The 20,452-nt window shown below is 37.6% G+C and carries 19 protein-coding genes and 1 riboswitch; of the genes, 13 read left to right on the forward strand and 6 right to left on the reverse strand.

The features are described from left to right. The first annotated feature begins 28 nt into the window (after window positions 1-28). Window positions 29-679, forward strand: coding sequence for a tRNA-uridine aminocarboxypropyltransferase (locus BMS_RS08190; protein WP_014244340.1), 651 nt, complete (start codon window positions 29-31; stop codon window positions 677-679). A gap of 20 nt (window positions 680-699) precedes the next feature. Here the strand turns inward: BMS_RS08190 and BMS_RS17920 are convergent, their stop codons facing one another. After that, on the reverse strand, window positions 700-828 hold the full coding sequence (locus tag BMS_RS17920) for a hypothetical protein (RefSeq protein ID WP_267890239.1): 129 nt from the start codon (window positions 826-828) through the stop codon (window positions 700-702). Between the two features lie 44 nt (window positions 829-872). After that, window positions 873-1,175: a hypothetical protein gene (locus tag BMS_RS08195; RefSeq protein ID WP_014244341.1), complete on the reverse strand. Its 303-nt coding sequence runs from the start codon at window positions 1,173-1,175 to the stop codon at window positions 873-875. Window positions 1,176-1,296: 121 nt separating this feature from the next. On the opposite strand from BMS_RS08195, the gene BMS_RS08200 reads away from it, so the two are divergent. After that, on the forward strand, window positions 1,297-2,397 hold the full coding sequence (locus BMS_RS08200) for a hypothetical protein (RefSeq protein WP_014244342.1): 1,101 nt from the start codon (window positions 1,297-1,299) through the stop codon (window positions 2,395-2,397). Between the two features lie 96 nt (window positions 2,398-2,493). After that, window positions 2,494-3,453: a hypothetical protein gene (locus tag BMS_RS08205; protein ID WP_014244343.1), complete on the forward strand. Its 960-nt coding sequence runs from the start codon at window positions 2,494-2,496 to the stop codon at window positions 3,451-3,453. Between the two features lie 54 nt (window positions 3,454-3,507). Here BMS_RS08205 and BMS_RS08210 read toward each other — a convergent pair whose 3' ends face one another. Continuing rightward, window positions 3,508-4,035 (reverse strand): hypothetical protein, encoded by a 528-nt coding sequence (locus BMS_RS08210; protein WP_014244344.1) that lies wholly within the window; start codon window positions 4,033-4,035, stop codon window positions 3,508-3,510. A 249-nt stretch (window positions 4,036-4,284) separates the two neighbouring features. Then, a complete protein-coding gene (locus BMS_RS08215) occupies window positions 4,285-5,736 on the reverse strand; it encodes a hypothetical protein (RefSeq protein WP_014244345.1) in 1,452 nt (483 codons plus the stop codon). A gap of 233 nt (window positions 5,737-5,969) precedes the next feature. On the opposite strand from BMS_RS08215, the gene BMS_RS08220 reads away from it, so the two are divergent. The 4 genes from BMS_RS08220 to BMS_RS08235 all read left to right on the forward strand — a co-directional run bounded on the left by BMS_RS08220 (window position 5,970) and on the right by BMS_RS08235 (window position 12,277). Beyond that, entirely contained in the window at window positions 5,970-6,851 is an 882-nt protein-coding gene (locus BMS_RS08220) for a Hint domain-containing protein (RefSeq protein ID WP_044557427.1), read from the forward strand. A gap of 63 nt (window positions 6,852-6,914) precedes the next feature. Next, window positions 6,915-8,774 (forward strand): S8 family serine peptidase, encoded by a 1,860-nt coding sequence (locus BMS_RS08225; protein WP_044557428.1) that lies wholly within the window; start codon window positions 6,915-6,917, stop codon window positions 8,772-8,774. A 13-nt stretch (window positions 8,775-8,787) separates the two neighbouring features. After that, window positions 8,788-9,432, forward strand: coding sequence for a hypothetical protein (locus tag BMS_RS08230; protein WP_014244348.1), 645 nt, complete (start codon window positions 8,788-8,790; stop codon window positions 9,430-9,432). A 1-nt stretch (window position 9,433) separates the two neighbouring features. Then, window positions 9,434-12,277: a kelch repeat-containing protein gene (locus BMS_RS08235; RefSeq protein ID WP_014244349.1), complete on the forward strand. Its 2,844-nt coding sequence runs from the start codon at window positions 9,434-9,436 to the stop codon at window positions 12,275-12,277. 83 nt (window positions 12,278-12,360) lie between these two features. Here the strand turns inward: BMS_RS08235 and asd are convergent, their stop codons facing one another. After that, on the reverse strand, window positions 12,361-13,476 hold the full coding sequence (gene asd / locus BMS_RS08240; RefSeq protein WP_014244350.1) for an aspartate-semialdehyde dehydrogenase: 1,116 nt from the start codon (window positions 13,474-13,476) through the stop codon (window positions 12,361-12,363). Between the two features lie 109 nt (window positions 13,477-13,585). Continuing rightward, window positions 13,586-13,756: riboswitch (Lysine riboswitch) on the forward strand. Between the two features lie 71 nt (window positions 13,757-13,827). Here asd and lysC point away from each other — a divergent pair. Genes lysC through BMS_RS08275 form a run of 6 tightly spaced genes read left to right on the forward strand, consistent with a single transcriptional unit; the run spans window position 13,828 to window position 19,873 of the window. After that, complete coding sequence (lysC, locus tag BMS_RS08250; protein WP_014244351.1) at window positions 13,828-15,183, forward strand: lysine-sensitive aspartokinase 3; 1,356 nt, start codon at window positions 13,828-13,830, stop codon at window positions 15,181-15,183. Window positions 15,184-15,185: 2 nt separating this feature from the next. Next, window positions 15,186-15,857: a 4-hydroxy-tetrahydrodipicolinate reductase gene (locus BMS_RS08255; protein WP_014244352.1), complete on the forward strand. Its 672-nt coding sequence runs from the start codon at window positions 15,186-15,188 to the stop codon at window positions 15,855-15,857. Between the two features lie 13 nt (window positions 15,858-15,870). Next, window positions 15,871-16,749, forward strand: a complete 879-nt coding sequence (dapA, locus tag BMS_RS08260) for a 4-hydroxy-tetrahydrodipicolinate synthase (RefSeq protein WP_014244353.1) — start codon at window positions 15,871-15,873, stop codon at window positions 16,747-16,749. 10 nt (window positions 16,750-16,759) lie between these two features. Further along, on the forward strand, window positions 16,760-17,524 hold the full coding sequence (locus tag BMS_RS08265; RefSeq protein ID WP_044558003.1) for a 2,3,4,5-tetrahydropyridine-2,6-dicarboxylate N-succinyltransferase: 765 nt from the start codon (window positions 16,760-16,762) through the stop codon (window positions 17,522-17,524). Window positions 17,525-17,540: 16 nt separating this feature from the next. Then, window positions 17,541-18,746: a PLP-dependent decarboxylase gene (locus tag BMS_RS08270; RefSeq protein ID WP_044557431.1), complete on the forward strand. Its 1,206-nt coding sequence runs from the start codon at window positions 17,541-17,543 to the stop codon at window positions 18,744-18,746. After that, on the forward strand, window positions 18,746-19,873 hold the full coding sequence (locus tag BMS_RS08275) for a succinylglutamate desuccinylase/aspartoacylase family protein (protein ID WP_014244356.1): 1,128 nt from the start codon (window positions 18,746-18,748) through the stop codon (window positions 19,871-19,873). Before BMS_RS08270 ends, BMS_RS08275 begins: the two co-directional genes overlap by 1 nt. On the opposite strand, the gene BMS_RS08280 is transcribed toward BMS_RS08275, so the two are convergent. Further along, on the reverse strand, window positions 19,870-20,451 hold the full coding sequence (locus tag BMS_RS08280; protein WP_014244357.1) for a hypothetical protein: 582 nt from the start codon (window positions 20,449-20,451) through the stop codon (window positions 19,870-19,872). The two genes, BMS_RS08275 and BMS_RS08280, sit on opposite strands and share 4 nt — an antisense overlap. Window position 20,452 lies beyond the last annotated feature (1 nt).

Below are 20,452 nucleotides of genomic sequence, written 5' to 3' on the forward strand. Positions count from 1 at the left end.
ACATTTGAACTTTTACAAGTAGTTATTTATGTCTTCTAGATTTGCCAATAGAAATAAGAGGTGTCCCAATTGCAAGATTCATCCAAATCTTTGCTTTTGCTCCCTATTGGTTAAAGAGCAAAATAGAACGCCTATTCGTATTGTTATGCACAAAGCAGAGAGGACTTTGACAACCAATACGGCCTACTTCTGTGAGAAGATGCTTGCCGATTGCCAGATACACATTAGAGGTCTGCAGGAAAAGCCTCTTGATATAGAGGGGAGTTTTAATCAAGAAGATTACACTCCACTATACCTCTTCCCCGATGAAGATTCTAAAGAATTGACAACGGAATTTCTAAATGAACTTGAGAGACCACCTCTTCTTATCGTTCCCGATGGCTCATGGGCACAGGCCAAGAAGTTTAAACGAAGAGAGAGCTCTCTAAAAAATCTCATCTCTGTTAAATTACCCACTATTAATGAATCTATTTATAGACTTCGAACTTCACCCGCCCCTGGTGCCGTTTGTACTTATGAAGCCATTGCAATGGCCCTTGGAATCTGTGATGGCAGAGCAATTGAAAATAATATGTTAGAAGTTTTTAAAGTGATTACTGACCGAATGTATTATTCGAGAAAGGGGATTGTGAACTTAGACCAATTGAGTGAGATCTTAAAAAAAGAAGGGGTCAACTAAAACCCCTTCCTTGTTATCCATTAATGATGATCAACCCAAGCTGTGGCCAGCATTCCCACTAGAGTAATAATACTGAATAAGACAATAATATAAATACCTGCACGTGAAGTTGATTCAGGTTTAACTTCCTTTTTATCATTTGTTTCCATTGATAATCTCCAAATAGAATTAATAAGATTTTAAATTTTAAAAATTAACTTATTAATTTTGGAGGACTGCGAGGAAGAATACTCGGAGAGAAATAGGACTTAAAGGTGACAATATTACTTAAGTAATATTGATTAAACTTAACAAAGAGTAGAGGCTCAGCAAAACCTTGAGCTAGGTACTCAATTAGCGGAGCTTTAGTCTTTAGGCCATCCCTATCACTGTGGACTTGGGTAATTGCCTCAACTTGATCGACGTAAATGGCCGATTGGGAATGAGACGTCTCTTCAATACTTGTTATTGTAAATAGAGAGAAGAGAATAAATTGGGCGACTAAAAACCACTTCATAAGTAGATTATAGATCAATTATATTTAAAAAGATTCTTAAAAAAGAGTAAATTAGTTAATTATCTTCATATCTTCTATTAGTTAGCCGATAAGTCCTAAGTAAATTCAATAAGTAGGTCTAATGTTTAAAAATCTCTCATTCATTTTATTAGTGCTTCTATTTTCTTGCACCCATACTTCAAATTCAACGCGCAAGATTGCTTCAGAAGGAGATTTAAGAGACTGTAGAGATGTAGTTCAGGGCTTCATTCGAGGAAACCCTATTAAGAGTGGCCCAATTTTAACTGGTGCAAACTCCATGGGAATGAAGATTCCAGATTTTGAGAACTTTAGAAGCTCAATGCTAAATAAGAGACCATCTATTGAAAACTTTACTAAGAAATATAAAGAGCAGAATCAAAATCGTCTGCCTTCAAATCTAGAAGTTATAAATTTCTACGAGCAGGCCAGTGCTGATCTCGTGGCACATATCAGAAGTGCTAAGGGAATCAATGAGAGGCTAGATCTCTATCTTGAACTAAGCGCTGCCGAAATAGAGCTCTCTCCAAGTAAGTTAGAGAAGATTCGCGAATTCAAAACTCTAGCAGAATTTAGAGATGATCTTGCTAAAGAATATGACCCTAGAAATTCAGATTCAAAGCAATTTCTTGAGGCCTTGGGCTGGACTAATTACAAAGGACATCTTGGAGAGTTAGATGTTTTACTTAGGCTTGAAAATTTACAGGCCCAAGGTGTTTATCTAACAGAGCGTGAATTATTAGACCCTCTTGCTCAGGAGGTAAATACTATTCTCTCAAATGCCTTCACAACTAAAATGGCCCTCGTAAATGAGAATAATGTAGCAACATATATTGAGAAGTATCCTAATATCTTTAAAAACGTTGAAGGCCTCACTCCTGAGCAAGCAATCGCCAAGGCCAAGAACTTTCTTGAAACAAAGGAATTTGATCTCGTTATCAAGAAGAATAATAAATTCTCATTCGTTGAAGTTAAAAACTATAAAGAACCTATTTCGACCAGAGAGGCAAGGGTTGGCGCTGGACATAAGAAGACTATCCTCGATCAACAATTAGAAACTCTGGAGATCATTCAATTTCTAGGACTTGAGGATAGCTTTTATCCTACGGTTGCATTCTTAAGAGGTGTTACGCCTGAAGCTAGAGAAGTCTTTGAAAGTAGGGGTGTTTCTGTACTTGCAGAAGTCATCGATCCGCGTAGGTAAGTGTCTAACTATTAGGCACGCCTGTATTTTTTTCCAAAATTCCCTATGAATTCATAAATCACTGTATCGTGGATCAAATTTATACACGGGAATTTTATGAACTTAAAAGCATTAGGGCTATTAATCTTAATGGCCGCACCTACTTTCGTTTCTGCAAAGTCGGCCAATATCTGGTCATCTATACCTTTTATTAGGGGTGCAGATCTCTGTCAGTATCAACAAGCATACTCGCAAACGAGAAGTGAATATATGCACGATATGACCTCTATGGCGAGTGAACTCATGCAAGCTGGCGCTAAAGGGAAGGAAGCACTTGATATGCTCTTGGCATTCGATGCCCTCTACGACAAGAATCTACGCCTGGCCATGCAATATAAGTATATGGATGTGACACTTGAAAATACTCTCAAGTCATACTTAGATTCTTATTACACAAGCTACCCTGTAAGAGATAGAAAAGTTCGCTTTAGACATATGAATGATATTAGATCAGTAATTAGAGCGATTAATAATAATCAACGTATTGGCAATATGCCTGCAGATTCATATGAATTAGTAGATTACATCGCCTATGGTTCATACTCTCTGGCACCAAATTGTAATGGAAATATTCAAGTTACAATCACGCTTGTAGGAAGCGATGGATTTACAAAGAATTTTGCAGGTCTTGGAAAGCCGTCTGTCGTTATGTCACAGATCGCTTCTAGAATCTTCGAAGAGTTTGAAAGAACTAAGTTTCCAACAACTTTAAACTTTAACGGAAGAACAATCACGCTTCTTGGCTCACCAAATGGTAGTGTAGGTGAGACATTTAATCCAAACGATGCTGCAAGAACATGTCGTTATATGGGTGGACGCCTGCCAAATTCAAATGAGCTAGAAATGATCTCGGCCTACGGTGACTGGAACGGTGGTATCGGAATTGGTAGATCTGTATGGGCAATTTCAAGTGGCTCTGAAGCTCTTGTTTATCATCCAGGTTTAAGAAATCCTTCACCAGTTAGAAGAATGAGTGAAGTTAATACGAGAAAGTTTAAGTACTATTGTATTAAATAGGTGGGAGCATGTTCAAGAATCATGCTCCAATCTAATAGAATTAAAGAGAATAGATTAATTGGCCCTAAGCTCACAGATGAAGCTATGACTAGCTCCCCATGTACCAATAAGCATAAGAGTGTCCGCATCCCCTGTACTCTTGAACCAATATCGCATAATAGGAAGTTCTCCTGGATTTAGGTCAATATAGGCGAATTTTGATGTGACAGTGAGCCTCTTTTCCTTACTATAAATATCAGTGAAGTCTGCACGTGCCCGTTCAATATCCCAGTTCTTATATGGATTCTTTTTAGCAAAGAAAGAGAATTTACCGCCCATATGAGTATCTTTTCCATTTCTATCTATAAGTATAACGCCGTGATGATTGACTTCATTGCTGTAGATAGGTGAGGAATGAAAGCAGTCCCCACTAAAAACTTGAGACTCTACAATATTAAATTGATCTAGCTCCTTATAAAAATCCCACATGACCATCTGTGGATTTGAGCAGCTATCTGCATAACAGAAGTTTCCATGATCAGGTATTTCAGCCTTGGCTGATAATATCGTAATAAATAGAATGATAGACCCAATGACTTTCATAAATTCTCCATAGTTTTAAAAAAATATAGAGAGATTGTGTCAAAGACATAGTAAAAGAACAAATGATTCAAGCAAATCTGTGAATACTTTTTTTGACCATTTATTTTAAGAAAATCATGAAGTATAACAGAGGGGATATCCCAAATATTTATTAGATTTATATTTAACCCCATATAATTACCATTATATGGGGTAGGTATTGGGGGAGATATAATACCCCTATTTCTAGTAATTTAGCTCAATTCAGCACTATCGTCTAGCCGGTATATTTAGTACTGTTGTTGATCCAGATGAATTCCTCTGCATAAAGTTTCGTTCTAGATAAATTGGATTCTCCGGCCCAAGTGGATTACGTGGTCCATTATTTCCAAGCGGATTTAAAATCTCTGGATAAATTCTTCTTCGTCTTAAAATTTCTTTGAGTTTATCCTCATCAAAATTAAGCTCTATATTACCTTGGTAAAATAATTGGTGTGTCCAATCCACAGATTCTAAAATCTTTCTACCTAGTTCAGATCTTTGTAAAATTTCACTGTGTAGTACACTGTCACTTTTTACAAGTTTTGCTAGAGTTTCATAGTTCTTAATATCTATATTATTTTGAACCACAGAATATTCTAGAATTTGAATATTTCGCGTAATATTTGAAAACTCATCTTTTGTTTCTTGACCATAGAATCCGGCCTTGGTCATTTCAATACATTTTTCTCCAGCGGATTTCATAAAACTTCTATTTTCAATACTTGTTAAACTTTGGCAGCGCTTGGTCGCGGATGATCTTTGATTATCTAATATTGAATGAAATATACCACTATGTGTTTCTCTGCGATTATTTAAATCTCTACATGTACTTAATTCATAGAACTCATAATCAATCTCAGTATTTAAGCAATGATCTACCCAGAAATCTTCAATGAGATTGTCGACTAAAATGTTTTGCTCAGTTATAGCATTCATTTTTAAATCAATATCTTTACTTAGATCTGAATTCTTAAGTTCTGCCTGTGCATATTGAAGTTCGTAACCCCAGTCCTCAGAGTCTTTAAATTGTTCAGCATCGAGAAGTTCATAATCAATTGCATCTCTATTCCAAACACGCTTATAAACATTATTAACAATACTATTTTCAACAATGGTCTTTAATTGTTCATCTATTTCAAATAACGGATAAATAAAGAGTGTCGATTCGCTAGGGCTTGTGAAGCTATTTAGAATTAAGGCCTCTTTCTCACTATCTAATTCTAAACTTCTTCTAAAGAGAGATTTATTCTTATAGGCGTTTGCTACAAAGATAGCTTTCTGGCATGGTAGTCCCTGGTATGAATTTGGCAATGTAAAGGCCCTGAAATTTTTTAAAATTCTTTCAGGCTCAAGCATTTGATCAGAGTATTTTTCAATTGCTGATTTTTCAATCACCGTTAATTCATCACCTATTCGCGTTGATAACTCTCCATATAAATTAAAGTCACAAACTCTAGACTCTTTGAAAGAAACCACTGGCGGGGCTCCTTTATAGGTAATACTCCCCTTTGATCTAAAATCCAGTGTCATCTCTGTATTCTTTGATTCAAAATTAGCGTCCATAACTCTCACGTTAAATTTGTGAGAGATAAGACTTTCATCTTGCTCTTTAACTTCAATTTCCGTAGCAGATAAATTACTCGCTATAAGTAGTGGTAAAAGTAGTTTTATCGTATTCACATTATTCTCCTTAAAAAATCTTCATTTTAAAAAGCAAGTCCAGTGCCAAGAATCCCTCTTTGGAAATCAGTAGTTTAAAAGTTTTTGTGCGTTTCACATCTGGAACGTATTTCAGATATGGAACAGACTCAAAATGTAATTTCGATACTTTAGGCAAGAAAGAAATTGGCACAGAACACGCAATAACCAGCACCACAAGTGAGAATTTTATTAAACCAATCCAAGGGATATTTATGACAACTAAGAAATTACTTACGAGTGCACTTCTCTTACTAAGTGTAAACTCCATGGCCGCAGGTGGCTTTGCTGAAGCGAGATGCTCAAGCTGGGGAGATAATTTAAACCAACCACAAGCTTCGCAGAGATGGAAGTGGGCCATGAAGTGTGATGTGGCCAATAGTAGATTGCTGTGGACATATAGAGAGTATACAGCACCAGATGGTTCAAAAAGACCTGCATACCCTATTTATGGTGTTCTTCATGAAGACTTTAGAAAAGACCCTACTAACCCTCTACGTTGGTTTCCACCTAAGAGCGAGTCAGCAGATTGTTATATTCCAGAAAATTACGAGATTGTAGGATTCTGTGCTGGTGGTTGCTACACAGCTGACCAGATGATTTTAGTTAATAATAGAGAGTTTTCAATCAAAGATATGCAAGACACAAATATGAAAAGTGTTATGACTCTCGATGAAGACTCAGCACTTGGTTCAATTAAGACTAAGAACGGAAAGGTATTTTCTTATATGAAGTCTATTGTTTCAGGAACTCATCCAGTCATAAGACTTGAGACAGAAAGTGGAAAGAAGCTTGAAGTGACTTTAGAGCACCCTCTTATTGATAATCATGGATCTTATATTAGCGCGCAGGACTTAAAAGTAGGTTCAATGATTCTCAATGAATTTGGTGAAGGCGAGAGAGTAACAAGTGTTGAAAAGACTGAAATCGAAGGAAAGGTCTACAACCTTAGAACTGATGGATCAAAAGAGTCGGACAGAATCATTGTTGCTGGTGGACTTTTAAATGGTGATCTCACTATCCAACAAAGAAAGGCCAATAAGGCAAACCAAGTTCTCCTAAGAAAGAAAATGATTCGTGGAGAATTAATTAAATAAGCTTAAGACTTAACCCAAGGCCCTTTATTGGGCCTTACCTTAATTTTAAACGCTGGATTAACTATGAATAAGAAAATTACACAACTCCTCTCAATTGCTCTTATAAGTATGAGCTGTAATAAGGCGCCGGCAACAGAGGCACCTACGACGAATAATAGCGGTAATAGAAGCATTCAAAAGCTAAGTTGTACGACACCTTCTATAGCAAATAACTTTGATATCGACTCTTGCGCCATAGACGCCTGTGAAATTGCAGGTGGAGAGTATACGCAGAATGGTTGTGAGTGCCAAAGTGGAGAGACTTTCATAATGGAAGAGGAACCTAAGTGTGTTTCTTATACAAAGTCAGTTGGTGTAAATAGAAGAGAAAAAGAAGAGCATGAGTATATTAACTATTCAAGCTTTACTGAAGACGATTTATATTCAATTGATATATATAATTATGATGTAGAAAATGAAGTGGAGGATTTATTCCTTCCAAATTTTGTTGCACCAAATTTTCTTACTCTAAGATATCTTAATCCAGCTAAGACAATAGCAAAGAAATTTGTAGATAATGCCAGAAAGAATCCTAATATCTTCATTAGAAAGACTTTTGGAGATATCTCCCCTATTGAATCTATTCGCTTTAATGAATACTCTGAGCTCTCTTTTGAAGCACCTTTCTATGACTATATTTCTCATGTTATGGATACTGATTTTGAGGCCAGTGAGCGCTATTATTTCTCTGAAAAAGGATGTCTTGAGCATTGCAAGAAGTCCATGAGCTTTGACTTTGATCAAATCATTGCCAAGAGAACGAGAGAATACTTTAAGGGGATCCTTGCTTTTGACTATATCGAAATTAGAAATCGTGAGGAGTTCATTCTCTCTGCTAAGGTAGATCTACTTGCTAGAACTATTCTTACTCTCAATAAGGGCAATGCTGATTCCCTTAAAGTAAAATACACATTATTCCCGTTCTCAATGCAGACAAGTGGTGAGTCGCTAGAGAGCATTATAGATGAAAATGAAGACCTTCAAGTAAAGAAGGTTAAAAGATATAACTGGGGTAACGTCATTCTCTGTGACAATGGTGTTCTTCCTAATGACAAGAATCTAAGTAGAGATATAAACTTAGAGAGAGGGCCAAATGATAACTCTCTCTACGGTTGGCTTGACCAGGTTAGAGATCAGTCAGATTTCTACAATGGAGCTATTAATATTGATCAACTTGCTTCTGGTGTGAAAGGAGCCTCTGAGCACGGAAGATCTGTTGTAAACTATATGAAAATGGTCAACGTTGCCTCAATCAGTCTAAATAGTTGCTTAGGTGACTTTGATAATTGGGTCAATAATACTTTTGAACATGACTATAAAGTTGTTAATTACTCATACTCTGATTACCTAGATAATAAGGCATGCCTATCTAATCACCATTGGAATAAGGTAAAGAAACACCCAAAGGCCAAGAGAATGTTATGGGTCTTTGCTGCTGGTAATGAGAAGTCTTACCTTACTCCTGAGACAGCAACTCTATGCCCTCAAAATATTGTAACAAGAGATACCAACGCTCTTATAGTTGGAGCATCTCCAGAATTTGGTGGTGTCACAAATAGAGGAAAGACATTTGTTGATCTCTTTGCTGACGCTCCATCAACATCGACTGCTACGGCCATCGTGAGTTCTCTAGCTGCAAATCTGTTGAAGCTCTATCCATCACTAAGTGTATCTGATGTAAAAAGAGCCCTACTAGCATCAGTTGAAGATACTGGTCTTAGCTCTAGAACTGGTGGAGTACTAGATAAAGATCTTGCCTACAAAGCTGCAAAAGAAATTAATAAGAATAGAAATATTAACAATCTAGATCTTCTTAGAGAAGTTCACTGTAACGGTAGAAGATACTTCTGCAAGGTGGATGAGTCATGGGAAGAGAGATTTTAAAACGAGGTTTACTATGAATAAAAGAGATCAAATTATTTTCTCTGTTGTCTGCTTGGCCATTGCCTTTCTAACACTTAGAAGTGATGGGAGTAAGAATGATGAAAGAAAATTAGACACGAATAAGAATGAAGTAAAGTCACTTGAGAAGACTTCTAAAGGCAAGAAAAGGTCCCACTTCAAAGTGATCGAAGAAAAAGTTGCAAAGAAGAATGATGTGCTTATCTCGCATTCAAAGCTTAGATCTAAAGCAATCTTGAATAAGAAAGAGAATGAGTTATTAGATCAATACTTCACAGATCACAAGAATATTCGCGTGGCCTTTCTAACTCTTTCATCTCAAAAGTTTGATGATTTGGATAAGGCAATTGATAGAAGGATTAATGCCACAAATTTTTTAATGGATGGGCTTAGTAGATCACATATGGACAGAAGTGAGATCATCAAGGCAACAGAGATGTTTCTTTTAAGTGAGAACGAAGAGCTGACAGAGAATCTAGATATTAGAAGGGCGATTATTGGAGACAAGGTAGATCTCTATAATGCTCTAGTTAATTATGCTCCAGAACAAGTAGAAATTTTTAAGAGAAATTATATGAGCGAAAGGCTCAAGAAAGTTATTCAATATGTAGAAATGAATAAACAAAGAAATAGAGGTTAGTATGAAGAAATTAATTTATGTTTTAGCATTAGGTCTTCTGACTACTCCTGTTCTAGGAAAAGAGTATGTTATCACGTCCAGTGATAAACTCTCTGATTCTCTGGGTGCAGGTTATAACTCAGAAGAGGAAGCATTTGTTGGAAAGTGTGTCACTGGAGACGTTGTCTATGTTGGTAAGCAAGAATCAAATCTTGATTTCTCACAGACAATTAGTCAAAGACAGCTCTCTAAAGAGCTTGGCATATCAGCTGGCGGTAGGGCCCGTATGGGAGCAATCACCCATTCAGCTTCGGCGAATTTTCTAAAGAATTCTAAGAGTAATTCATTTTCTATATCATCGATATATTCAGGGAATTATTCTTTTAGACAGAGAAAATTAAATAACCCTAGACTAAATGACATTGGAGTTAAGCTCTCCAATAATCCAATGAGATTTCAAAATACTTGTGGGGATAATTTTTCACATAAACAAAGTATTGGTGCAAAAATTTTCTTTAGTATTAGGCTAGACTTTACAAGTAAATTGGCGAAACAAACCTTTGAGGCCAATTATAGCATGAGTGGGCCAATGGCGTCTGCAAGTGCAAGCTTAAGACAGGCAAAGAACTCTTTCTCTAAAGATACGAAGGTTACAATCACTGCTCTTCAAGTCGGTGGAGATATTTCAAAAATCTCAGATATTTTCTACTCTGCTGATGGGAACGGATCTAAAGACTTTGTAAGTTGTAGTTTTGGAGATCTGGCCAAGTGTGAGAACGTTCTATCTAATGCTATTAAGTATGCAACAGATACTGAAGTGGGATTCCCATCTCAGATTAAGCCAGACACTGATATGAATTCAGCAATAGGTCCAGCCGTTTTAAAAACTTATGCTTATTCCTATGAAATGATGGGAGAGTATATTAACTTCTCACCTGCTCTAACTAGAGCAATCAAAGCAACGAGAAAAAATTTAAATAATCTCTTTGAAGATATTTTTGCCCAACATAATTTAGTTGAGACACTTATTAATAGTGGAACAATCAGATTAAGTCCTAGGCAATATGGTAAGTTTACACAAATGCAGTCAAATATCTTTACTCAAATGTATTCTTTAGCTGAGGGAATTGAGGACTGCTACCAAAAGCCTCTTGAGTGTAGTGAGATTTGGCTTGAATTTGAACCAACTAATGATGAAGGGGTTAAGCTCTACGCCGAAGAAGAATTTGAAGTTGAAAAAGAGACCTTTGCCCAGTGGTGTGACTTTGGTTATACACCATTTGCTACCGAGGGAACTTTGAATAGTGTAAATGCTCTTGTGAGTAGGGCCAAAGAAATTGACCCTGATCTCTTTGCTCCTCCAGGTGCAGGTATGGATGTTGATCTATGCTATATTGCTGGAAGTATTTTAGAGAAACAGAGAAGTCTTAGCGTAACTGAAAGCAATTTATCAGACCTAAGGCTAATAGCGACTCTAAAGAATTTAACTGAGTTAGATCTTGGAGATAATGAGATTGAAGATATCTCACCTTTGAGCTCTCTAGTAAATTTAACAAAGTTAAATCTAAGAGAGAATAGAATTTATAATCTTCAAGCTTTAACAAGCTTGCTAAATCTTACGTCACTAGAGTTATCGGATAATGAGATTGAAGATGCCTCACCTCTTTCAAGACTTGGTAATATTACTTATCTAGATCTAAGAAATAATGGTGTTGATATTGCTTGTCCATTTCCAGAAGAGGGAATTTGTTTAATAGCAGATTATAGATATAACAATGAATTTGTACCACTAACGAGAAATCACACAAACCTTCCTTCAAGATTAGGTCATCGTGTTTCTAAGCTAAGTAATGGAGATTTAATTGTAAGTGGTGATCTGTCTATGACAAATAATTCGGGGGCCATTGGTGCGCTTTCAAATTATCAGACAGAGTTCTTTCACAGCGGATCGATTGCAGTAAAGAGATCTTTTCACACATCAACAACTCTTGATAGTGACGAGGTTCTTCTAACTGGTGGTTGGCACGCCAATACAAGTGCAGAGCTCTACAACGGTAGAACAAAGAGTAGCAAGGCAATAGGAAATATGAATTTTCCTAGAGTTGAGCACGTAGCAACTAAATTAGATAATGGAGACGTTCTTATCACTGGTGGTTGGAAAGGTCGCAATCAATTTTGGACAGGGAGAGACTCACAGGCAACTGCTGAACTCTTTGATGCTACTACAAGAAAATTTGTAAATATCGGCTCAATGCGTGTTCCAAGAGCAGGTCATACTATGACAAAGCTAAATGATGGTCGTGTTCTTATCGTAGGAGGCTTCAAAGTTGATCATGAGAGTAACGGTCAAGGAATAGCTAGTGCCGAGATTTTTGATCCAAAATTCAATAGATTTACAAAGCTCACTTCGAGGCTTCGTTTTGGAAGAGGTCATCACACAGCAACTAAGTTGAAAGATGGACGAGTTCTAATTGTTGGTGGATTTTCTAAAGAGAATAAAGCAACTAATAGAATTGAGATTTTTAATCCAAAGAATAACTCTTTTCACTTAGTAGAAGAGACAATGAATGAGCAAAGGGCCTACCATCAAGCTGTACTTCTTCCAGATGGTAAAGTCTTTATCGTTGGTGGTGAAGTTGAGCACTTTGCGAGAAGAAATCCTCAAGATGAGTGTAAGACATGTTCAAAGACAGCGGAGATCTATGACCCTTACGCAGGTATTTCAACTCAGACATCGGCGCAAATGAATGTTCCAAGGTCACAATTTAGTGCGACTCTTACAAATGATAATAGAATAATTATTATTGGCGGTAAGGGTAATGATGCTAGATTTAGTGCATCTATGTTTGAATTCTCTGAATTCTAATTCTTTCAGTAGGCCAAGTTATTACATTGCTTGGCCTTCTCTCCATACTTGCTCTGACAATTAGCACTATCTATAACCGTCTTCTACAGAGACGAGTCAACGAGAATCCCAAGCATTCTTCTCACAGGCTCAGCTGCACCCCAAAGGAGTTGGTCGCCACAAGTAAAGGCATTGAGATATTGTTCTCCAAGATTCATTTTTCTAAGTCTTCCTACTGGAATATCGAGGGTTCCACTTACAGCGGCCGGTGTGAGACCACTTCTCGTTTCCTCTGGCGTATTGCCTATGACCTTAACCCAATCGTTATGAGAGCTAATCATTTGTGTAATCTCATCCATTGGAATATTTCTCTTCAATTTAATTGTAAAGGCCTGAGAGTGACATCTCATAGTTCCTATACGCACACAAGTTCCATCAATTGGAATGATATTTTCACTACGACCAAGAATTTTATTGGTTTCAGCTACACCTTTCCACTCTTCACGAGTCTGTCCTGCTTCAACGGCAGAGTCTATCCATGGGATTAGGTTACCAGCAAGAGGAGCTCCAAAGCAGCTAATGTCCAAAGACCCATCTCTAAGCGTATTTGTCACGAGTTGATCAACTTTCATTATGTCTTTAGAGAGTGATTCATCCATTTGAGTGAAATTTGTTCCCACGACCTTCATTTGAGTGAGAAGCTCTTTCATATGCCTAGCTCCACCACCAGATGCCGCTTGATAAGTCATTGAAGTAAGCCATTCAATCTCATCGCTCTCAAATAATCCGCCAAGGGCCATCATCATTAGGGATACTGTACAATTTCCTCCAACAAAGTCTTTAATACCGTCATTTAGCGCCCTATCGATAACTGATCTATTTACCGGATCAAGAACAATAACACTATCGCTATTCATTCTAAGTGTACTTGCAGCATCTATCCAATAGCCATTCCAATTCTTTGATTTTAGCTTTGGGTGAACCTCTTTGGTATAATCTCCACCCTGACAAGTCACAATTATATCCATTTCTAAAAGCTCATCAATATTGAGGGCATCCTTTAAGAGTTCACTGCTAGAGTAATTAGGGGCCTTCTCTCCTACTTGAGAGGTAGAAAAAAAGATCGACTCTATTTTCTTAAAGTCTCCTAGCTCATTCATTCTATCCATAAGAACTGAACCAACCATTCCTCTCCAACCTACAAAACCAACTTTCTTCATACTTGCCACCTTTTAAAGACAATATTGATAAAACAAACACTAATATTGATAGTTTTTTATCTTTTTGTAAATCTTAGTTGAATATTTGATGATAATTGGTTAGCATTTTTAGAAATGAAGAGGCGCATCTCTTAGGTAATTTACTGGAAGATTTTTGGATCTAGCGAAAGTAAGTGATGGAAGATTTGCCGAAATAGGGCCTTGCCAAAGAAAGGTGCTATTGGTTGCTAGGGCTGAATCCCTAGGACTGTCACAGGCAATGTGGAGTACTTCTAGAATCACTTCTAAATTATTTCCCTTTGCCATTAGATTAAATAATATAAATAGATATTAAGTATCCTGGGAGAAAGTATGTCGAAGTTGATCGTTGCTAAATTTGGTGGAAGTTCTATGGCCGATGCCGTGGCCATGAAGAGATCTGCTAATGTAGCGCTTGAGCATAGAGCAAATCTAATTACTGTTTCGGCCACATTTGGAACAACTAATAACCTTATTAAACTCTCTAAACTTGCTCTTGAATCGAGCTGGGACGACTGTGAATCTCTCATTGGTGAAATCGTAGAAAAGCACCATTCGATTGCAAAGGATCTGGGGCTTGAAGACTTGAGCGAGTTAAACAAACTCTTAGAAGAGGCTCGCACAATTGCAAAAGGAGTAAACCTCTTAAGGGATTGTTCGGCAAAGGCCTTTGACACAATCCAATCACTTGGAGAGAGAATGTCATCACTTCTCTTTTCCAAAGCACTCTCAGATACTTGGAACGCAGTAGAAACTAAGACTGTAGAGAACTTTGATGTTAGAAAAGTGCTTAGAACTGATGATCAATTTGGAAAGGCGCAACCTCTGGTAAAAGAGATTAGAAATCTTTGTAACGAGCACCTTAAATTATGTAAGAGCAACGATGTTGTCTACGTTACTCAAGGATTCATTGGACAAAGTGAAGACGGTCATACGACAACATTGGGTCGCGGTGGAAGTGATTATAGTGCCGCCCTTTTGGCCGAGGGAATTGGTGCAGACATTTTACAAATTTGGACTGATGTAGCGGGAATTGCCACAACTGATCCTCGCATTGTTCCAAGTGCAAAACTTATGAGTGAAATTACGTTTTCAGAGGCGGCCGAGCTTGCAACTTTTGGTGCAAAGATTCTACATCCAACGACTCTTACTCCAGCACTTAGAGAGGATATCTCTGTCTACGTTGGCTCAAGCTATGAACCCCACGCTCTAGGAACTTGGATCAAGAAAGAATGCGATGAAGCTCCTCTAATTAGAGCGATGGCCTTAAAGAAAGACCAGAGTCTACTTACGCTCAGTACACCGAAAATGCTCCACTCTCATGGCTTTCTCTATGAAATATTTAAAATATTCAATCAATATAAAGTGAGTGTTGATAGTATTACGACTTCAGAGATTTCTGTCTCTTTAACAGTTGAGGATTCTACTCTACTTAACAAGAAGTTAATTGCTGAATTAGAGACTCTCGCAACGGTAAAAATTGAAGAAAAACTTTGCTTAGTGTCTCTAATAGGTAACAATATTAATCACACTGCAGGACTGGCCACAAGGATATTTAATTCTCTCGGAGATATTAATGTGAGGATGATTTGTTTAGGAGCTTCCAAACACAACTTCTGCTTTCTAGTTGACGAGAAAAGGGCCAATGAAGCTGTAGTGAAACTACACGAACACTTTATTGGAGAATAAGTTTGAAATACGCAATTATTGGCAATGGCAAAACTGGTTCATATGTTTCAAAAATTCTTAGTGAAAGACAGTGCTCGTTTGAAATTTTCAATTCCACAAATAAACCGACACGAGAGAACTTAAGAGATTTTGACGTGGCCATCTGTTTTATAGATGGAGAGGTTTTTAAATCGTTAATTCCAGAACTTCTTGAAAGTGATATAGATATTGTCACAGGAGCAACAGGACTGGATTGGAGCGATGACATCAGAAATGCTGTTATAGAGAAAAAGAGAAAGTGGATCAAAGCATCTAATTTTTCTATCGGAATGAATCTTGTTCACAAAATGATTAGCGAGAGTTTTTCTAAGGCCCAAGATCTTTTTGAAAATTACACAATGAATATCCACGAAGTTCATCACACAAAGAAATTAGATGCGCCAAGTGGAACAGCTCTCAAGTGGCAAGAGTGGTCAAAGCAAGAGATGCCAATCACCTCAGAGAGAATTGGGGATGTGGTTGGAGATCATATCATTGAGCTTAAAACTGACAATGAAATTATCACGCTGAGACATCAGGCGACAGATAGAAGTATCTTTGCAAGTGGCGCTATAAAGGCATGCGAATACTTCAGTGAACTCTCTGTGGGCCTCTATGACTTCGAAGATTTAACACTTTCAAAATTATTAAAATAAATAGGATAGAGAAATGAATTTAAACGACTATAAATTATGGACTGCCGTTATCACACCAATGAAAGAAGATGGATCGGTGAACTACGATGATTTAACTAACGTTCTTAGAGATCAAGAGGCTGCGAAGAATGGAATTCTTATTTTAGGAAGTACAGGTGAAGCCCTTAACCTAGACGAAGATGAAAAAGTAAAAATTCTAGAGCATACATTATCTCTCAATTTGACATCTCCAATTATGGTTGGTGTTGGCGGTATTAATTTAACTGATACTGTTAAGTGGATAGACTACCTAGAAACTCTACCTGTTCACTGTTACCTTCTAGTGACTCCGCTCTACGCAAAACCTGGAACAGTAGGACAGTACGAATGGTTTAAAACTCTTTTAGACGATAGTTCTAGACCGTGTATGCTTTATAATGTTCCTGGTAGAACTGGAGTAAAAATGTCATTTGAGGCCATTGAGCTTTTAAAAGATCATAAGAATTTCTGGGCGATTAAAGAAGCAAGTGGATCCACTGAAGATTTCTCTAAGTATGTTAAGGCCGCTCCAGGGGCGATGGTTTACAGTGGTGACGATGCGATGTTACCTGACTACACTCCTCTAGGGGCCAAGGGACTTGTTTCTGTTGCTTCAAATGTTTGGGCAAAACAAACTCATAATTACGTTCAAAAAGCTCTATCTAATGAGTTAAACGAAAATGAAAAAACACTTTGGAGAGATTGTTCTAACTCTCTATTTATGGCCTCAAATCCTATTCCTGTTAAAAGATTGATGGAAATTGATGGGCAAATAACAAATGCAACACTAAGAGCTCCTCTTACTCACAAAGAGATCGAGGACGACTCACAACTAAGATTAGCACACTCTAAAATTAATGAATGGAATTCATAAAGGAAGAAATATGTCAGAATTAAATTGGAAAGAAGTATTAGATTTATTAGAAAAAGGTGAAATTAGATCAGCTGAAAAGAAAGACGGAAAATGGGTTGCCAATGTTGCCGTTAAAGAAGCCATCCTCGCCTCTTTTAAAGCTGGAACTCTCACTGAGTTTTCACATGAGCACTTCCATGGATTTGTAGACAAACATAACTTGCCACCACAGAAATTTACGCCAGAACAAGGGGTACGTATGGTTCCAGGAGGAACATCAGTAAGACGTGGTTCTTATATCGCTAAAGGCGTTATTCTCATGCCACCTGCATATGTAAATGTTGGTGCTTACGTGGATGAAGGAACAATGATTGATTCACATGCGCTTGTTGGCTCTTGTGCTCAAATTGGAAAAAATGTTCACCTCTCTGCAGGTGTTCAAATTGGTGGTGTCCTTGAGCCAGTTGGGCTTGCACCAGTAATAATCGAAGATAATGCTTTCATCGGTGCCGGTGCCGTTATCGTTGAAGGAATTCAAGTGCTAAAAGGTGCAGTAATTGCTCCTGGTGTTATCCTCTCTAAAGGTGTTCCAGTTTATGATTGCGTAAACGAGAGAATGCTAGAAAAAGGTGAACCTATTCCTGAGAATGCAATTGTTGTTCCTGGGACTAGACCTGTGAATTCAAAACTAGCATGGGCCAAGGATATGGGACTCAATATGAATTGTGCTCTTATTGTAAAATTCAGAGATGAGAAAAGTGATGCTTCACTGGAGCTAGAACAATTTTTAAGATAATTAATTGGAGTCTTCTTTGAAGTTAAAGAGCGAATATAAAGAACAGTTAAAGCGAGTTATCAAGAGACTAGATTCTTCATTCTACTTCTATGACTTAGACGGTCTCAAAGACCATTTAAGTTATATGAGAGATACTCGCGATGATTCCATTAAACTTTGGTATGCCTGTAAGGCCAATCCAATGTCTGCGATTCTAAAGATCTTTAGAAACTTAGACTTTGGACTTGATGTAGCATCTCAAGGGGAATTAGAACAAGTTCTTAGCGCTGGAATTCTTCCAGAAGACATCCTCTCTACTGGACCTAGTAAGTCTAGAAAATACCTTCGCTCGATGATTATCAACGAAGTCAATGTCGTCGTTCTTGAAAGTCTTAATCAGGCCTATTGGCTTGATGAGATTGCAAGAGAATTAGGAGCGAGACCAAAAGTTCTGCTACGAGTTCAGCTAGACTGGGATGAAGGAAAGTCAGTTCTTGGTGGAGATGAGATCACTCCTTTTGGTCTAGATGAAAAAGAGTGGTTAAAACTTGATAAGTCAAAATGCCAAAACTTAGACTTTAAAGGTTTCCATGTTTTCCAATGGGGAAATCTTCTAGAGCTTTCAAGACTAGAAAGAATTTGGAGAGGAACTATCGTCTCACTTCAAGATCTATCTAAAAAGATGGATATTGATATGGAAGTCATTGACCTAGGCGGAGGTCTTGGCATTCCTTACGCAGCTAATGAAACTCCCCTAGATTTTAAAGATGTAAATTCTCTACTTGTGAAATTAAGAGATGAGTATAAGTTACAAACGATCTGGATGGAATTAGGTCGCTACTGCACAGGCCCTTATGGTCACTACTTGAGCCAAGTTATAGATAAGAAGGTTGTTCGTGGCAGAGATATTCTTGTGCTCGACGGTGGAATTAATCATATTGCGAGACCGGCCCTCACTGATCAAGCTTTTCCCTGTGAGATGTTCAGAGAAAGTGACGCAAAAACTAAAGAGTTCACAGTACATGGGCCTCTGTGTACAGCACTAGATAAATTGGGAACATTTCAATTGCCAGAAGATATTGATGAGGGAGATTGGTTAGTTTTCTCTCAAGCTGGCGCGTATGGCTTCACTGAAGCGATGCCATTTTTTCTATGTCACAATCTTCCTGCAGAAGTCATTCTCTATAATGGAGATCTAATGACCCCAAGAACAATTAAATCATCATCGGATTGGTTAATTTAATGACAAATAAAATTAGTAAGAGAAAGATTGCACTTAGTGAATTACCAAGCGGAGAAAAGCTCTCTTTAAAAGTGATTGAAGTTGATGGAAGTTTTGAAGGTCCTCACTGCTATATTCAGGCATCTGTTCACGGTGCTGAACACCAAGGCAATGCTGTAATTTACCGACTTCTAGAGTACCTAGAAAATAATCCAATTATTGGTAAGATCACTATTCTTCCAATGGCAAATCCGCAGGCCATTAATACTAAGATTGGAACTTATACATTTGGAAGATTCAATCCCAATACTGGCGACAATTGGAATAGACTGTATTTTGATTTCACTAAAAGCTCTACTGAAGTCGTCGAATTTGCAAAATCTCACTTGCAGAGTGATGAAAAAGATATTTGCAAGGAATATAAGAAGCTACTTAAAGAACTTATTCTTTCACAAAAAGCAAAACATATTGAGTATGGCCCAAATACAAATGGTCTAGTTAATTTAACTCTCCAGGAGTTGGCCACAGACTCTGACTACGTTCTAGACTTACATACTGGACCTAAGGCCACACGTTATCTCTATGTACCTGAGTACCTCGAGCAGAGATCTGATGATCTTCATTTTCCTTTTAGACTAATCATTCCTAATGAATTTGGTAGTGCTATGGACGAGGCAACATTCATGCCTTGGGTTAATCTACAGAGTACATTTAAAGAGCTTGGTAGAGATTTTCATATCCCTTTTGAGTCTTATACAGTTGAATTAGGAAGTGAAGAGATCATTGATTTAGAGGAAGCCAGTCATGACCTACTCTATATATTAAATTACCTACATCACCGTGGAATAATAGAAGAGGCACCAGAACTTCCAAGAGAGAGCGAAAAGCTCAAATGTAAACTAAGTGATTATAAGACATACTACGCTCCAAGAGGGGCCCTCTATCACTACAATATTTCGCCTGGGTCGAAATTTAAGAAAGGTGATATTTTGGCAACGGGGATAAATTTTGAAAATCTCTTCAGAGATGAACCTGTTAAGTTCGAAGTGAAAGCACTAGCTGATGGGATTCTTATTAATCACTACCCAAGTAGCTCTGTTCCTAGTGGCGCAGAACTACTTCAAGTAATGCAAGAGTATTACTCTTAGTGACAGGCCTCAATTTCATAGAGTTCAGTATTTAGATCTTGGTAAATATCTCTTGGATTATTACGTCCAACTGTCCTTACATATTCTTTAACTGTAATTTCTCTTTGAGTTTCCTGTCTTATGGTAACCGGGATTTCTCTACATCTCTTTCCATTATTAGCGCAGACTGTTTTCTTCGACTTATAATTAAGTGGATATCTTCTAAAGTCATGACCGACTAATTTATTAGTCCAGCCATCGCGAACACCATCTTTATAATCTTTAACAGAGCCTACGTAGACATTCTTATACACAGGATACTTCTTCTTACTTCTAAGTTCGTCACCATCTATACAAGTATCAAATGCTGAAGCTGGACGACCAATAAAGACAGTATCACCCGCAATTCTATGCTCGTTAGATCCACTAACAACTTCTCTAACCAGTCCCCAATTTCCATCTAACATAGCATTTTCAATTTGCTCGGAAATCTTCCCTGTTGAACTTCCACCGGCCAATCCACCGATCCCTGAAGCAGCTTCAACATTCATGATTAAGATCATCGTTATCAATATTGTTATATTTCTAAATAAGCTCATA

This window comes from Halobacteriovorax marinus SJ (assembly GCF_000210915.2).
Taxonomy (GTDB): Bacteria; Bdellovibrionota; Bacteriovoracia; order Bacteriovoracales; family Bacteriovoracaceae; genus Halobacteriovorax; species Halobacteriovorax marinus.

Coding starts and splice junctions, on each gene's coding strand:
- BMS_RS08190 (WP_014244340.1), top strand. CDS start 29: ATGTCTTCTAGATTTGCCAATAGAAATAAGAGGTGTCCCAATTGCAAG.
- BMS_RS17920 (WP_267890239.1), bottom strand. CDS start 828: ATGGAAACAAATGATAAAAAGGAAGTTAAACCTGAATCAACTTCACGT.
- BMS_RS08195 (WP_014244341.1), bottom strand. CDS start 1,175: ATGAAGTGGTTTTTAGTCGCCCAATTTATTCTCTTCTCTCTATTTACA.
- BMS_RS08200 (WP_014244342.1), top strand. CDS start 1,297: ATGTTTAAAAATCTCTCATTCATTTTATTAGTGCTTCTATTTTCTTGC.
- BMS_RS08205 (WP_014244343.1), top strand. CDS start 2,494: ATGAACTTAAAAGCATTAGGGCTATTAATCTTAATGGCCGCACCTACT.
- BMS_RS08210 (WP_014244344.1), bottom strand. CDS start 4,035: ATGAAAGTCATTGGGTCTATCATTCTATTTATTACGATATTATCAGCC.
- BMS_RS08220 (WP_044557427.1), top strand. CDS start 5,970: ATGACAACTAAGAAATTACTTACGAGTGCACTTCTCTTACTAAGTGTA.
- BMS_RS08225 (WP_044557428.1), top strand. CDS start 6,915: ATGAATAAGAAAATTACACAACTCCTCTCAATTGCTCTTATAAGTATG.
- BMS_RS08230 (WP_014244348.1), top strand. CDS start 8,788: ATGAATAAAAGAGATCAAATTATTTTCTCTGTTGTCTGCTTGGCCATT.
- BMS_RS08235 (WP_014244349.1), top strand. CDS start 9,434: ATGAAGAAATTAATTTATGTTTTAGCATTAGGTCTTCTGACTACTCCT.
- asd (WP_014244350.1), bottom strand. CDS start 13,476: ATGAAGAAAGTTGGTTTTGTAGGTTGGAGAGGAATGGTTGGTTCAGTT.
- lysC (WP_014244351.1), top strand. CDS start 13,828: ATGTCGAAGTTGATCGTTGCTAAATTTGGTGGAAGTTCTATGGCCGAT.
- dapA (WP_014244353.1), top strand. CDS start 15,871: ATGAATTTAAACGACTATAAATTATGGACTGCCGTTATCACACCAATG.
- BMS_RS08265 (WP_044558003.1), top strand. CDS start 16,760: ATGTCAGAATTAAATTGGAAAGAAGTATTAGATTTATTAGAAAAAGGT.
- BMS_RS08275 (WP_014244356.1), top strand. CDS start 18,746: ATGACAAATAAAATTAGTAAGAGAAAGATTGCACTTAGTGAATTACCA.
- BMS_RS08280 (WP_014244357.1), bottom strand. CDS start 20,451: ATGAGCTTATTTAGAAATATAACAATATTGATAACGATGATCTTAATC.